At 72.0% G+C, this 13966-nt stretch carries 13 protein-coding genes; 4 read left to right on the top strand and 9 right to left on the bottom strand.

Going from position 1 to position 13966, the window contains the following annotated elements; all coding sequences use genetic code 11:
- Nucleotides 1-15 precede the first annotated feature (15 nt).
- Together C6W10_RS11965 and C6W10_RS11960 are read right to left on the bottom strand one after the other, a co-directional pair.
- Nucleotides 16-678, bottom strand: a complete 663-nt coding sequence (locus C6W10_RS11965) for a response regulator transcription factor (protein WP_107258126.1) — start codon at nt 676-678, stop codon at nt 16-18.
- Nucleotides 675-2042 carry a sensor histidine kinase gene (locus tag C6W10_RS11960; RefSeq protein WP_107263879.1) on the bottom strand — a complete coding sequence of 456 codons (1368 nt, stop codon included), beginning with the start codon at nt 2040-2042 and terminating at the stop codon, nt 675-677. The genes C6W10_RS11965 and C6W10_RS11960 overlap by 4 nt, the downstream gene beginning before the upstream one ends.
- Nucleotides 2043-2162: 120 nt before the next feature.
- Here C6W10_RS11960 and C6W10_RS11955 point away from each other — a divergent pair, with 120 nt between their 5' ends.
- Nucleotides 2163-3029, top strand: a complete 867-nt coding sequence (locus C6W10_RS11955) for a class I SAM-dependent methyltransferase (RefSeq protein WP_107258125.1) — start codon at nt 2163-2165, stop codon at nt 3027-3029.
- Between the two features lie 10 nt (nt 3030-3039).
- On the opposite strand, the gene C6W10_RS11950 is transcribed toward C6W10_RS11955, so the two are convergent.
- The 4 genes from C6W10_RS11950 to C6W10_RS11935 all read right to left on the bottom strand — a co-directional run bounded on the left by C6W10_RS11950 (nt 3040) and on the right by C6W10_RS11935 (nt 6486).
- On the bottom strand, nt 3040-3912 hold the full coding sequence (locus C6W10_RS11950) for a metallophosphoesterase (RefSeq protein ID WP_107258124.1): 873 nt from the start codon (nt 3910-3912) through the stop codon (nt 3040-3042).
- A 44-nt stretch (nt 3913-3956) separates the two neighbouring features.
- Entirely contained in the window at nt 3957-4355 is a 399-nt protein-coding gene (locus C6W10_RS11945) for a cold-shock protein (protein WP_107263878.1), read from the bottom strand.
- A gap of 158 nt (nt 4356-4513) precedes the next feature.
- Nucleotides 4514-5302 carry an ABC transporter permease gene (locus C6W10_RS11940; protein WP_107258123.1) on the bottom strand — a complete coding sequence of 263 codons (789 nt, stop codon included), beginning with the start codon at nt 5300-5302 and terminating at the stop codon, nt 4514-4516.
- A 164-nt stretch (nt 5303-5466) separates the two neighbouring features.
- A complete protein-coding gene (locus C6W10_RS11935; protein WP_107258122.1) occupies nt 5467-6486 on the bottom strand; it encodes an ABC transporter substrate-binding protein in 1020 nt (339 codons plus the stop codon).
- Nucleotides 6487-7072: 586 nt separating this feature from the next.
- On the opposite strand from C6W10_RS11935, the gene C6W10_RS11930 reads away from it, so the two are divergent.
- Both C6W10_RS11930 and C6W10_RS11925 read left to right on the top strand, forming a co-directional pair.
- Nucleotides 7073-7879 carry a GntR family transcriptional regulator gene (locus tag C6W10_RS11930; protein ID WP_107258121.1) on the top strand — a complete coding sequence of 269 codons (807 nt, stop codon included), beginning with the start codon at nt 7073-7075 and terminating at the stop codon, nt 7877-7879.
- A 35-nt stretch (nt 7880-7914) separates the two neighbouring features.
- Nucleotides 7915-8853 (top strand): DUF6282 family protein, encoded by a 939-nt coding sequence (locus tag C6W10_RS11925; RefSeq protein WP_107258120.1) that lies wholly within the window; start codon nt 7915-7917, stop codon nt 8851-8853.
- A 15-nt stretch (nt 8854-8868) separates the two neighbouring features.
- Here the strand turns inward: C6W10_RS11925 and C6W10_RS11920 are convergent, their stop codons facing one another.
- From C6W10_RS11920 to C6W10_RS11910, 3 genes are all read right to left on the bottom strand, one after another.
- Entirely contained in the window at nt 8869-9348 is a 480-nt protein-coding gene (locus C6W10_RS11920) for an OsmC family protein (RefSeq protein ID WP_107258119.1), read from the bottom strand.
- A gap of 210 nt (nt 9349-9558) precedes the next feature.
- Nucleotides 9559-10953, bottom strand: a complete 1395-nt coding sequence (locus tag C6W10_RS11915; protein ID WP_234361896.1) for a cellulase family glycosylhydrolase — start codon at nt 10951-10953, stop codon at nt 9559-9561.
- 98 nt (nt 10954-11051) lie between these two features.
- The gene (locus C6W10_RS11910) at nt 11052-13169 is read right to left on the bottom strand and encodes an MMPL family transporter (protein WP_234361718.1); all 2118 of its coding nucleotides are present in this window, start codon (nt 13167-13169) and stop codon (nt 11052-11054) included.
- Between the two features lie 127 nt (nt 13170-13296).
- Between C6W10_RS11910 and C6W10_RS11905 the strand changes: the two genes are divergently transcribed.
- The gene (locus tag C6W10_RS11905) at nt 13297-13866 is read left to right on the top strand and encodes a MarR family winged helix-turn-helix transcriptional regulator (RefSeq protein ID WP_107258117.1); all 570 of its coding nucleotides are present in this window, start codon (nt 13297-13299) and stop codon (nt 13864-13866) included.
- Nucleotides 13867-13966: the final 100 nt, after the last annotated feature.

Genomic DNA, 13966 nt, shown 5'->3' with positions numbered 1-13966 from the left:
GGGAGCGGAGAATTTTCAGCCGTTCGACGACGGCACCACGAAACCCGCCTCGTACGCGGCGATCACCGCCTGGGTGCGGTCCCGGGCACCGAGCTTGGCCAGTACGTTGCCGACGTGCGTCTTGACGGTCTCGACGCCGAGTACCAGCTCGGTGGCGATCTCCGAATTGGAGAGTCCGGTCGCCATCAGCCGCAGCACCTCGCCCTCCCGCTCGGTCAGCCGGGCCCGATCGAGCCGGTCGCCGGCCGGGTTGCCGGGGGCGTACGCCGCGACGAGTCGGCGCAGTGCCGCCGGGAAGAGCAGCGACTCGCCCTTGGCGACCACCCTGATCGCGTCCACCACCTCGGCCGGGCGGGCCCGCTTCAGCAGGAAGCCGTGCGCGCCGGCCCGGAGCGCCTGGTAGACGTACTCGTCGTTCTCGAACGTGGTGACCACCAGGATCCGGGGCGGTTCGGCCGAGGTGGCGAGCAGGTGCCGGGTGGCCTGGATGCCGTCGATGGCCGGCATCCGGACGTCCATCAGCACCACGTCGGGCCGCAGCTTGCCGACCAGCGGCGGCACCTCGGCCCCGTCGGCGGCCTCGCCGACGACGGTCAGGTCCGGCTGCGCGTCGACGATGGCCCGCAGGCCGACCCGGATCAGCTCCTCGTCGTCGACGATCAGCACCCTGATGGTCATGTCCGCTCCGTTCCGCTGGTCATGTCCGCTCCGTTCCCGGGCCGCCCGTCCGTCGTGGTCGGCAGCCAGACCGCGATCCGCCAGTCGCCGTCCTCCGGACCGGCGCTGACCCGGCCGCCGAGCAGGACCACCCGCTCCCGGATGCCGGCCAGCCCGCGCCCCCGCCGCTGTCCCGGCGGGCGTCCCGGGCCGAGGCGGGTCCGGGCCGTCCCGGCCGGCTCGTCGAGCGCGTTGACCAGCTCGATCTCCAGGGCGTCGTCCCGGGCCGCGACGCGCAGGGTCACCGGTCGCCGGCCGGCGTGCCGGGCCGCGTTCGTCAGTCCCTCCTGGACGATCCGGTAGCCCTCCCGGGCCACCACCGCCGGCACCGCGCCGAGGTCGCCGGCCAGCTCGACGGTGACCGCGAGCCCGGTCGCCCGGGTGTCGGCGACGAGCCGGTCCAGCTCGTCGAGGGTACGCTGCGGCGCCCGGCCGCCGTCCCCCGCCGGGCCGTCGTCTTCCATCGGTCCGGCGCCGCCGGACCGTTCGGCGTCGCCCTCGCGGAGCAGTCCGAGTACGTGGTCCAGGTCGGTCATCGCCGCCCGGCCGGTCTCCTCGATCGCCCGCAGCGCCCGCCGGACGAACTCCCGGTCGGTCTCCAGCACCTCTCCGGCGGCCGCCGCCTGGAGGGTGGCGACGGTGAGCGCGTGACCGACCGAGTCGTGCAGTTCCCGGGCCAACCGGTTCCGTTCGGCGAGCCGGCTGGCCTGCCGCTCCAGCGCGGCGATCCGCTCGGTCTGGGAGGGGCCGAGCAGCACCGGCGCCATCAGCCTGGCCAGGGCGCCGAGTCCGGCGACGGCGTAGCCGAGCAGCACCAGCAGGCCGACGCCGACGAGGCTGAGCCAGCCCCGGTGCCAGTCGCCGAGCGGACCGATCTGCAACCCGTCGATCGCCTCGGTGCCGATGCCGAGCTGCACGAAGAGGAAGAGCAGCGCCATCGGCAGGGCCGCGATCAGCGCGAACCCGACCAGGCCGCCGGAGACCAGGTGGACAGCGATCCAGAGGGCGCAGCGCAGCCGGGTCTCCCGGTCGATCCCGCCGTCGGCGGCCGGCTCGGAAAGCTCGACGTCGAGCAGGGTACGTGCGGCGGCGATCTCCAGCGCCCGGGTACCGCGCAGGAAGAGGGGTACGGCGGCGATCGCCGCCGCCACCGCGACCAGCAGCAGTACGGCCGCCCGGGGTACCTCGTCGGTGCGCAGCATCTCGACGAAGACCGTGACGAGCAGCAGGTACGGCAACAGCAGCACCCCGCCGAGCAGCAGGAAGACCCCTCGGCGGTAGGTGGCGCCGCTGGTCAGCGGTGCCAGGGCGGCCCGGATCGTCACCCGGCCCATTCTGCCCGGCGAAGGCTCGCCGGGTCGTACCGGGCCAGTCCGATAAGCACGGAAACTCCGATTTTGCGGACTACTAGCAAAAGTATCGTCATAAAGGACAGAATTCCCCGCATGGCTGTTGGAGAGTTCCAGACGCAGGTCGTCCGGCGTGCCCGGGGGATCAGCGCCGCCCTCAGCACACCGCCGTACGTGAAACCCGGGCACTTCTACTCGCCGGCCACCTCGCTGGCCGACCGGGCCACCGCGATCGGCTGGCGTGAACTGACCCCGGTCGGCGTCGACCTGCGAGAACGGGACCAGCTCGGACTGGCCGCCGAACTCGGCCCGCTGATGCGCGAACTCCCCAGCGACCGCTGGCACGACCACAACGGGATGTACGGCCGCGCCGACGCCGCCGTACTGCACGCGATGCTCCGGCATCACCGGCCGGCCCGGCTGATCGAGGTCGGCTCCGGGTACTCCACCGCGGTCGCCCTTGACGTCGCCGAGCGGTACCTGCCGGACCTGCGGATCACCTGCGTCGAACCGCATCCGGAGCGGCTGCGCTCCCGGCTGCGTCCCGGTGACCGGGTCGACCTGATCCAGCGCCGGGTCCAGGACGTCGAACGGTCCAGTTTCGCCCGGCTCGACTCCGGCGACATCCTCCTGATCGACTCGACACACGTGGCCAAGGCCGGCTCGGACGTCGTCTGGCTGCTGCTGCACGTCCTGCCGACGCTGCGTCCCGGGGTGATCGTGCACGTCCACGACATCCACTGGCCGTTCGAATATCCGGAGCGGTGGCTCCGGGAGGGCCGGGACTGGACCGAGGTCTATCTGCTGCGGGCCTTCCTCACCGACAACGCGGCGTGGCGGGTACTCCTCTTCACCTCGTGGCTCTGGTCCCGCCACCCGGAGGCGCTACCGGCGGAATTCCGCGGGTTGCCGACCGGCGCGTTCTGGATGCGCCGGGCCGAGCAACCGACCGGCACCGCCTGACGGCTCCTCCTCACCAGACGAGGTCGGCGTCCCGTTCCGCCCGGTCGACCGGCAGGATCGGCCGGGGGCCGCGCGGCGGTCTCGGCCGGCGCTGCCACTCCCGGGGATAGCCGAGCGACACCTCGTCGAAGCGGACCCCGTCGAACCAGTTCGCCCTCGGGATGTGCAGGTGCCCGTAGACCACGGCGGCGGCCCGGTAGCGCCGGTGCCAGTCGGCGGTGTGCACGGTGCCGCACCACTGCGCGAAGACCGGATAGCGCAGGATGTCGGTGACCTCCCGGACCAGCGGGAAGTGGTTGACCAGCACCGTCCGGGTCTCCGGCGCCAACTCGGCCAGCCGGCCCTCGGTGAGCGCGAGCCGGGCCGCACACCACTCCTCCCGGCTCGGGTACGGGTCGGGATGCAGGAAGAACTCGTCGGTGCAGACCACCCCGGCCTCGTGCGCCAGCGCCAGACCGTCCTCCTTGGTCTGCGCGCCCGCCGGCCGGAAGGTGTAGTCGTAGAGCAGGAAGAGCGGCACCACGGTGACCGGCCCGTCCGGCCCCTCCCACACCGGGTACGGATCCTCCGGGGTGATCACCCCGATCCGCCGGCACATCTCGACCAGCAGCTCGTAGCGGGCGACGCCGCGCAACTGCACCGTGTCCTGCCGGGGCGTCCACAGCTCGTGGTTGCCGGGCACCCAGACCACCGTGGAGAAGCGTTCCTTCAGCAGCCGCAGCGCCCAGTAGATCTCCTCGACCCGGTCGGCGACGTCGCCGGCCACCAGCAGCCAGTCGTCGTCCGAGTCCGGCCGGAAACCCTCGACCAGTTTGCGGTTCTCCGGATAACCGACGTGCAGGTCGCTGACGGCCAGCAGGGCACCGGTACGCGAGGGGGCCACCGCGCGATCCTATCGGGCCGAGGTGCGGGACCGATCGACCGCGCTCAGGACTCGACCCAGCCGTGCGACCGGGCCAGCCCCACCAGGTGCTGCCGGATCGCGCCGATCTGGGTCCCGGTCAGCGACGGTACCTTCTCGATCAACAGCTCGGTGATCTCACCGCTGAACTCGGCTCCGGAGAGTACGTCGCACAGCTCGTCGTCGCCGGCCGCCCGGCTCGGGCGCGGCTTGACCACCGGCCGGTCGGTGATCCGGATGGCGGCCGCCTTCAGCCCCCGCTCCCCCTGCTCGACCTCGTATTCCAGCCGCATCCCCGGCTGGATCAGGTGCTTGTCCTCGCCGAAGTCGTTGGCGTGCACGAAGACGTCCTCACCTCCGCTGTCGGGGGCGATGAACCCGTAACCACGCACCTCGTCGAACCTGAGCAACTTCCCGGACGCCACGACAACCACCGCCACCCTCGCCTGACCGACCACCGAGCACACGGGGTCGCCCCGGCTCGGCACCACCCGCCGGACCGGCCGGGCCACCCCTGGCGACACACTAGCGAGCGGGCGGCCGGCGAGCAGCCCCGCGCCCGCGCCGCCCGCACCCGCTCCGGTCACGACGTGATCGCCCGCGCCCACGGTACGACGAGCCGCTCGACCGCCACGACCAGATAGAACAGCAGCGCACCCATCAGCGCCAGCAGGGTCAGCGCGGCGAACGCGAGCGGGGTGTCGGCGGAGTTCCCGGAGCTGACGATGACCGCGCCGAGCCCCCGGTCGGGGTTGACCACCTCGCCGATGATCGCGCCGATGATCGCCAACGAGATCGCCACCTTCAGCCCGACGAAGATCTGCGGCAGCGCCCAGGAGAGTCGTACCTTGACGAAGGTCTGCCACCACGAGGCGGAGAGCGAGTGCACCAGTTCCCGCAGGTCGCTCGGGGTCGAGGTCAGCCCGGACATGGTGGCGACCACGATCGGGAAGAAGCAGACCAGGATCACCATGACGATCTTGGGTTCCGGTCCGAAGCCCATCCAGACCAGCAGCAGCGGCGCGAGCGCCACCTTCGGTACGGCGTTGACCGCCGCCATCAGCGGCATGGTCATCCGCTCGACCACCCGCGAGGCCGCCAGCAGCAACGCGACCAGCAGCCCGGCGCTGGCGGCGATGCCGAACCCGACCACCGTCTCCAGCAGGGTCACCCAGGTCTCCGCGAGGAGATAGCCGGGCAGCCGGAGGAACGCGTCGACCACGTCCGGCGGTGCCGGCAGGAAGAACGTCGAGATGTCGAAGAGTACGGTGGCCAGCCACCAGAGGCCGATCGCCAGCGCGCCACCCAGCGCGGGCAGCCCGGCGTCGGTCCAGAGTCGGGTCAGACGGGTCTTCGTCGGTGAACTGGTCATCACGGCCTCCGGGTGGGGTGACGCGGCGACGGCAGGGTGGCCGGCGGCGCCCGATCGGCGCGCGCGGCCCGGCGACGGTGCGGACGATACCGGGACGGCGGTCGATGCGACCGCCGTCCCGGTCCGGGTCCGCTACCCGGCCGACCTCTCGGATCTGCGGATCGTCAGGGCTTCGGTACGAACCCGAAGTCGACGACCTTCTCCGGGGTGAGCCCGGCGGGGATCAGACCGGCGCCCTGCATCACCGCGATGGTCCGCATCACCCGCTGCTCGTCCATGAAGCCGATCGGCGCACCACCGACCGGCGCCACGTACGGCGTCATCGCCTTGATCTCGCCGACCCCGGACGGCACCGCGTAGCTCGGCTCCGCCTTGTTGAGGATCTGCGCCGCCTCCTCGGGGTGGTCGATCGAGTACTGCAAGCCCTTCAGCAGCGCGCCCGTGAACCGGCGGACCAGCTCCGGGTTCTTCTCGATCAGGCCGGGGGTGGTGATGATGGCGTTGCCGAACAGGTCCCGCAGGTAGTCGCTGTACGGCAGCACCACCACGTCCTTCTTGGCGGCGTTGCCGAGCGCGGTGCGGCTGAGCAGGAAGGTACCGAGCGCGTCGACCTGCCGGGACGCCATCAGCCCGTTCAGCGCGGTGGCCTGCGCCGGCTGGATCTTCACCTTCCCCGAGTCGATGCCGGCCAGCCGGGCGTACGCCGGGAAGAGCAGTTCGGTGACCGAGCCCTTGCCGGTCGCCATGGTCTTGCCTTCCAGGTCCTTCGGGGTGCTGATGTTCGTGTCCTTCGTGGTCATCACCGCGACCAGCGTCTGCTGGTGTACGGCGGCGACGGCCCGCCAGTCGGTGAACTCGCCCTTCCCGGCCTGGATCACCGCACCGGTGAAGTCGAGCGCGGCGAACTGCACCTTGCCGGACTTCAGCGCCGTCAGGTTCGGGACGTTGCCCGCGCCCTTCTGGATGTCCACCTCGATGCCGGCCTCGGCGAAGTAGCCCTTCTCCTTGGCCACCCAGGCGAACGCGTCCCGGCCGACCGCTCCGAAGGCGGTGATGTACCCGACCTTGTCGGGGTCCTTCTTGGACGCTTCGGCCTCCGACCCGGAGTCGCCGCCGCACCCGCTCGTGACCGCCAGCGCCGCCGCCAGTAACGCCGCGGCGAGCAGGCGAGAACGTCTGATCATGTGTGCCTCCCGCTTGTGGAATGGACCCGAGGGCGGGCAATCGACGCCTCCCGCGCGAACAGCACGCCGCGACCCCTCGGCACGTGTCCGGCCTGCCGGCCCTCGTTCGGTCGAGAATCGTAAATGAGTCGTGTCCGAAATGTCATCGACAAGATCCGGTCAAGATTCAGGCAAGCTGCGGAGTAGACGTTTCCCGCACCTCGGATATCGGCAGGTCAGGATCATTGACATCCGGCATCGACAGCAGACAACCTGTCGGCAATATTGTTGATAATTCTGGAGACAACGTTGCGGTCAGCCGTACTGAGCTGGGAGTTGGCGGGGCGTCCGCGCCCGACCGACCGGCGCGACGCCGGCCGCGCCGAGCCGGCGTACCGCCCGGTGTGCGGGCGCACTCCGGCTAAGGTCCGACGCGTGCATATCCCCGTCGACACGGTGGACCCCGCGGACCCGACGTACCAGTCTCACCGGCCCGATCGATTCCGTCGCGACCGCCGCCGAAATCGCCCGAATGTTGACCGACGTTGGACGTCGGACAGATTTCCGCCCGGGTCGGCCCGACACGGATCGTTCCGGTGACCAGATCATGACCGAATCCGCGCAGCGACCACCGACCGCCGAACCAACGTCCTCGGCCGCCGAACCCACGTCCTCGGCCGCCGAACCCACGTCGTCGGCGGGCGGACCGCAGTCGTCGGCGGGCGGCCGGCGGGCTCCGGCCCGGTCCGCCGAGGAGGCGTACGACCAGCTCCGGCAGGAGATCTACCGGGGCGAGCTGATGCCCAACGAGCGACTGATCGAGATCGAACTGGCGACCCGGCTACAGGTCAGCCGGGCGGTGGTCCGGACCGTACTGGTCCGGCTCGGTCAGGACGGGCTGGTCGTGCTCACCCCGAACCGGGGCGCACACGTCCGGCTGGTCAGCGAGGAGGAGGCGGTGGAGATCCTCCAGGTGCGTGCCGTACTCGAGGCACTCACCGCCCGGCAGGCGGCGCAGCACGCCACCGCCCGGGAGATCGCCGCGATCCGCCGGCTGCTCGGCCGGATGGCCCGGAAACTGGACGCCGACGACCTGCTCGGCTACTCCGAGGGGAACGCCAAGCTGCACGCCGCGATCATCGCGGCGGCCCGGCACGAGACCGCGGCCCGGCTCATCACCGGGCTGCGGGCCCAACTCGTCCGCTTCCAGTACCGCACCATCCTGGTGCCCGGCCGGCCGGCCAAGTCCTTCGAGGAGCACACCGCGATCGTCGACGCGATCGCCGCCCGGGACCCGGACGCCGCCGAGGCGGCGATGCGCCGGCACCTCGGGTACGTCGAATCCACCCTGGCCTGGACCGCGACGGCGATCCGCCGCCGGGGCGGCCGACCCGACCCCACCCGTCCGGGCTGACCGGCGTACGGTCCGCCCCACCCCTGAGGAGCGTCATGTCCGAGCACCCCGTCCCGTCCGCCCGTGCCCGTGCCCTGGTCGCCGGGGCGTACGACACGCACGTGCACGTCGCCCCCGACGTGATGGAACGGCGGATCGACGACCTCGACCTGGCCGACCGGTTCGCCGAGGTCGGGCTCGCCGGCTTCGTACTCAAGTCGCACTACGTGGCGACCGCCGAGCGGGCGATGGTGGTCCGCAGGGTACGCCCCGAGGTCGACGTGCTCGGCGCGGTCACCCTGAACGGTGCGATGGGCGGGATGAACCCGGCGGCGGTCGAGATCGCCGGCCGGCAGCGGGCCCGGGTGGTCTGGATGCCCACCGTCGACTCCGGAAACCAGCGCCGGAGCAGCGCCACCGACCTGCCCGGGGCGAAGCCGGCGATGTGGGGGGCGCTCCAGGCGGACCTGCACGCCCAGGGCATCGTCCCGGACGTCGTCGAGGTGGTCGACGCCGACGGGCAGGTGCTGGAGCGGGTCCGCCAGGTGCTCCGGGTGATCGCCCGCTACGACATGGTGCTCGCCACCGGGCACCTCTCCGGCCCGGAGATCCTGGCCGTGGTCCGGGCGGCCGGCGCGGAGGGGGTACGCCGGATCGTCGTCACCCACCCCGAGTTCACCTCGCAGCGGCTGCCCGTCGCCCAGCAGCGGGAACTCGCCGAGGCGGGCGCGCTGCTGGAACGCTGCTTCACCACGCCGTACACCGGAAAGGTCTCCTGGCCGGACCTGTTCGGCAACATCCGGGCGGTCGGGGTCGCGCACTCGGTGCTCTCCAGCGACCTCGGGCAGCCGTTCAACCCGCCGGTCGAGGACGGGCTCGCGCTCTTCGCCGACCGGCTGCTGGAGGCCGGCTTCACCGAGCGGGAGATCCGGACGATGGCGGTGGAGAACTCCCGCCGGCTCGCCGTGACCTCCGGCGACCGGGTCCCGGCCTGACCCCGGCACCCCGGCTCAGGCGCCGGTCGCGACCTCGACGACGGGCTCGTGGCGTACCGGGAAGTTGACCGAACTGGCGATGAAGCAGAGCCGGTGCGCCTGCTCGTGCAGTTCGGTCGCCCGGTCCACCATCTCCGGCGCGGCCACGGTCACCCGGGGCCGGAGTACGACCTCGGTGAAGGCGCCGCCACCGTCCCCGCTCTCGACCATCGTCCCGACGGCGTCGTCGACGTACCCGGTGACCACCACCCGGCCCCGGGCGCAGAGGCTCAGGTACGAGAGCATGTGGCACTGGGCCAGCGCGGCGACCAGCAGTTGTTCCGGGTTCCACCGTGCCGGGTCGCCCCGGAAGGTCGGGTCGGCGGAGCCGAGCAGCGGTGCCGGGCCGTCGGCGGTGACCCGGTGGTCCCGGCCGTAGTCGCGGTAGTTGACCGTGCCGGCCTCGCCGGCGCCGGTCCAGGTGACGGTCAACTGGTAGTCGTGGGTCCTCGGCACTGGTCTCCTCCTCGGCTCGCTGCCGCGAGTATCGACCAGTCGAGCGGAGATCGGTTACCACCCGGCCCGGGAGTAACCGATTCCACAGTCGCGCCGCCACCCGGCGGCCACTCGGTGGCGGCGCGGCAGATGGCAGCGGCGGGGCGGGTTGACAGCGGCGGCTCGGCGGCGGGCCGGGTTCGGTGTCCGGCCCGCCGGAGGGAGGTCGAGCTAGAAGTCGTCGGGGGTGCGGATCCGGTCCCGGATCCAGAGCCCCGCCTCCTTGAGCCGGGCGGTGCCGCCGAAGGCGCCGGCCGCGCAGGTGCCTTCGGTGAAGACCGCGCCGGAGCGGAAGTCGTCGGAGAAGTTCCAGTTCACCCAACTGATCTTCCGGCTGGCGAAGAGGTCCAGGTAGCGCTGGGCCATCACGAAGTCGTTCGGGCCGTCGCCGGAGTAGTCCTGGGTGCCGAACTCGGTGACGAAGAGCGGCAGCAGCTCCGCCGCCCGGCTCACCGTGTCCAGGTAGTAGTCGTCGTGCGAGGCGGCGTAGAAGTGGAAGACGTACATGACGTTGCCGGCGCTGACCGGGTTGGCGGCGATGACGTCCGCGCCGCCGCCGCTGCCGGAGGCGCCCAGCGACGACCAGTCGGGGGTGCCGACCAACACCACCGCGTCGGCGTCCCGGGTACGGATCACCGGGATGATCTGGTCGGCGTAGCCCTTGATGGTGCTCCAGGTCACCCCGTCCCCGTTCGGCTCGTTCGCGATCTCGTAGATCACGTTGTTCTTCGCCCGGTGCCGGTCGGCGATCTCGGCGAAGAAGGTACGCGCCCGCTCAAGGTTGTGGTTCGGGTCGCCGGGGGTGAGCATGTGCCAGTCCACGATGGCGTACATGCCCCGGGCGGTGGCCAGCTCGATGTAGTCGTGCACCATGTCGGTGAAGCGACGCGGGTCGGTCTCGTAGCCACCCTCCTGGATGTACATCGAGATCCGCAGTACGTCGGCCTGCCACTCCCGGGCGAGTACGTCCAGCGAGGCCGGGGTGGCGCAGTCGGCGTACCACTGGATGCCGTGCGTGCTCATCCCGCGCAGCTGGATCGCCTTGCCGGCGGCGTTGCAGAGCTGCCGCCCGCAGACCCGGAGCTGCCCGTTCGCCGCCACCGGGGTGCGCCCGCCCGGCGGGACCGTCGGCGGGACGCCGGTCGGGGTCGCCGTCGGTGTCGGGGTGGGCCCGGTGCCGCCGCCGCAGGGCTGGCCGTTGAGCTGGCAGCCGTTGGGGGCGCCGGGGCCCGCGCCGATGAAGCCGAAGGTCACCGAGGCGCCGGGGGCGATCCGGCCGTTCCAGGAGAGGTTGCCGAAGGTGTGCCGCTGGCCGCTGCTGGTCAGCGTGGCGTTCCAGTGTGAGCCGACCGTCGTCCCGGCCGGCAGGTCGAACTGCACCCGCCACGAGGTGAGCGCCGTGCTGCCGCCGTTGGTGATGGTGTAGCGGCCCTCCCAGCCCGAACCCCAGTCGGAGACCTTGGCGAACGAGGCGGTCGGGGTGGCGGCGGCCGGGGCCACCGCCGCCTGGGCGACCACCGTCGCGGGTACGGCCGCGACCGCCGCGACGAGCCCGGCCAGCAGCAGCAGTCTGCGGGTACGCCTCACGATTCCTCCGGCATTCGACGGGGGCGGCCCGACCGGCACACGTCGAGCCATCAACTTCTGTCGAACTATAAGGAGAACTAACTATCCCCGCAACAGGACCCGGCAGCGACGCCCTGCCGGTCCAGGGCCGCCGGATCGCCCCGGTGCGGCCGACCCGGCCACCAGAACCGCTCCCCGAAGAGCGTCGCGATCGCCGGAACGAGCAGGGTACGCACCAGCAGCGTGTCCAGCAGTACGCCGACCCCGACGATGATGCCGATCTCGGTGAGGGTGACCAGGGGCAGCACGCCCAGCACCCCGAAGACCGCCGCGAGCAGGATCCCGGCGCTGGTGATCACCCCGCCGGTGGCCGCGAGCGCGGTCAGCACACCCCGGCGGGTCCCCTGGTCCACCGCCTCCTCCCGGGCCCGGGTGGAGAGGAAGATGTTGTAGTCCACCCCGAGCGCGACCAGGAAGAGGAAGGAGAGCAGCGGGACCTCGGTGTCCAGCGCCGCGTAGTCGAGCACGTGCACGAAGAGCAGGTTGCCGACGCCCAGCGCCGCGAAGTACGTCGCCACGACCGTGCCGACCAGCACGAGCGGCGCGACGAGGGCCCGCAGCAGCAGTACCAGGATCACCGAGACCACGCCGATGACGAGCGGTACGACCGTGCGCAGCCCGTCGATCGACGCCGTACGGGTGTCCAGGTTCGCCGCGACCGCCCCGCCGACCAGCGCGTCGGCGCCCGGTACGGCGTGCACCGCCGTACGCAGCGCCTCGATCGTGTCGTAGCTCGCCCGGCTGTCCGGCTCGGCGGCGAGTACGACGTCGATCGCGGCCAGTCCGTCCCCCTGTTCGGACGGGCGGGCCTGGGCCACCCCCGGGGTACCGGTGACGGCGGCGAGCACCTCCGCCTGCCGGTCGGCCCGGGCGACCACCACGGTCGGGTCGGCGGCACCGGCCGGGAAGTGCCGGCTCAGGGTCTCCAGCGCCTCGATCGACTCGGCCTGCACCCGGAACTGTTCGGACCGGCTGAGCCCGAGCCGCGCGTCCGCGATCCCGGCCGCCAGGACGGCGAGGAAGACCAGCGAGAGGGCGGTGATCGTCCGGGGCCGACGGGCGACCAGGGAGCCTGCGCGGGCCCAGATCCCCTGGTGCTTGACCGGTTGCCCGGGGCGCGGCACGAACGGCCAGAAGAGCCCGCGCCCGCAGACGACCAGGGCGGCGGGGAGCACGACCAGGCCGAAGAGGGCGGCGATGGAGATGCCGATCGCGCCGGCCACCCCGAGGCTGCGGTTGGTGGTCAGCGGCGCGGCGAGCAGGCAGAGCAGGCTCAGCACCACCGTCGTCGCGCTGGCGGCGATGGCCGGCCCGGCCGAGCGCAGACTCCGGCGCATCGCCTCGCGCCGGTCGTCGTGCCGGCGCAGCTCCTCCCGGTAGCGGGCGATGAGCAGCAGCGCGTAGTTGGTGCCGGCGCCGAAGACGAGGACGTCGACGATGCCGATCGTGGACGGGTCCAGCCGCAGTCCGGCTTCGCGGCTGAGCAGTGCGAGTACGGAGTTGGTCACCAGGTCGGCCAGCCCGACGACGCCGAGCGGGACGAGCCAGAGCCACGGGCTGCGGTACGTGACGAGCAGCAGCGCGGCCACCACCAGCACGGTGATCGCCAGCAGTGTGACGTTCGCCCCGGAGAAGGAGGAGGCGATGTCGGCCTGGAACCCGGCTCCGCCGGTGACCTGGGCGGTGAGCCCGGCGGGCAGCCCGTCGGCGGCGATGCTCCGTACCTCGGTGACCCGGTCGATGGTCTCCTCCACCGGCCGTTCGGCGGCCAGCGGTACGGCGACCAGCGCCGCCCGCCCGTCCGGGGCCGTCACCGGCGGTCCCACCCGGCCGCCCTCGGCGAGGGCCGCGAACCGGGTCGACTGGGTCGCGATCGCCTGCCGGTCCGCCTCGGTCAGCGCGGCGTCGTCGCGGGCGTAGACGACGAGGGCGGGGTTGAGCTGCCCGCTGGGCAGCCGCTCCCGCAGCGCCTCGACCCGTGCGGACTCGGCGTCGGCGGGCAACCCGCCGGCCGGATCGTCGTCGGTGCTGGCGCTGCCGCCGAGGCCGATCAGCACGGCCGAGGCGAGCACCGCCACGGGCAGCACCAGCCAGGCACCGAGCCGGCCGGTGATGGTCCTCAGGATCGTGCTGGTCAACCGCTCTGCGCCACCCACGAGGCCCCTCCCGACCGATAATCTCGCCAGGAAAGCATCTTGCCATAGAATTATCTCGGCTGCCGAGATACTCGGTGAGGGAGCTGATCGTCCGGCGGTATAGTGTCGACGGCCGGAGAGGGGGCAGGTGTTGGCGGACAGCGTCTTCCGGCGACCCGACGAGCCCCGTGCCCGGCTGATCAGCTCGATCGTGAGCCAACTGCGCCTCTACGTCGCGCACGCCCAGCACATCGGCGAATCCTTCGCCGCCCGCAACGCGCTGGGCCACGCCGACCTGCACGCCCTGCTGGTGGTCATGGAGGCCGAACTCGCCGGCCGGCCGCTCACCCCCAGCGACCTGCGCGCCGAACTCAACTTCTCCTCCGGCTCGGTGACCGGGGTCGTCGACCGCCTCGAAGCCGCCGGCCACGTCTACCGGGACCGCGACACCGCCGACCGCCGCAAGATCTTCCTCCGGTACGCCGAGCCGGGTGTCGCCGTCGCCCGGGAGTTCTTCGCCCCGCTCGCCCGGCGTACCGCCCAGGTGATGCGGGGCTTCGACGACGCGGAGCTGGAAATCGTGCAGCGCTTCCTGACCGCCATGGTGGAGAGCGCCCGGGAGCACCGGGACGAGTTGCGGGCCGAAGCGTCGACGGCACAGCGCAGCCGCGTACGTCGCCCGAAGGATGCCTCGGGGACCGGTTCGGGGCAAACGTGAACCCGTCGACACGGGGTATCCAGCTACCCGGCGATGTCCCCGAGGATGCTCGGCCCGGCTTGTCGGTGACCGAGCACACGGTGCGTCCGACGATCGGGAG

Origin of the sequence: Plantactinospora sp. BB1 (assembly GCF_003030385.1) — a bacterium.
Lineage (GTDB): Bacteria > Actinomycetota > Actinomycetes > Mycobacteriales > Micromonosporaceae > Plantactinospora.
This window is presented reverse-complemented; position numbering and strand designations above follow the sequence as displayed.

Excerpts from the sequence above, each read along its gene's own strand:
- C6W10_RS11965 (WP_107258126.1), bottom strand. The coding sequence starts at position 678 with ATGACCATCAGGGTGCTGATCGTCGACGACGAGGAGCTGATCCGGGTC.
- C6W10_RS11955 (WP_107258125.1), top strand. The coding sequence starts at position 2,163 with ATGGCTGTTGGAGAGTTCCAGACGCAGGTCGTCCGGCGTGCCCGGGGG.
- C6W10_RS11940 (WP_107258123.1), bottom strand. The coding sequence starts at position 5,302 with ATGACCAGTTCACCGACGAAGACCCGTCTGACCCGACTCTGGACCGAC.
- C6W10_RS11935 (WP_107258122.1), bottom strand. The coding sequence starts at position 6,486 with ATGATCAGACGTTCTCGCCTGCTCGCCGCGGCGTTACTGGCGGCGGCG.
- C6W10_RS11930 (WP_107258121.1), top strand. The coding sequence starts at position 7,073 with ATGACCGAATCCGCGCAGCGACCACCGACCGCCGAACCAACGTCCTCG.
- C6W10_RS11925 (WP_107258120.1), top strand. The coding sequence starts at position 7,915 with ATGTCCGAGCACCCCGTCCCGTCCGCCCGTGCCCGTGCCCTGGTCGCC.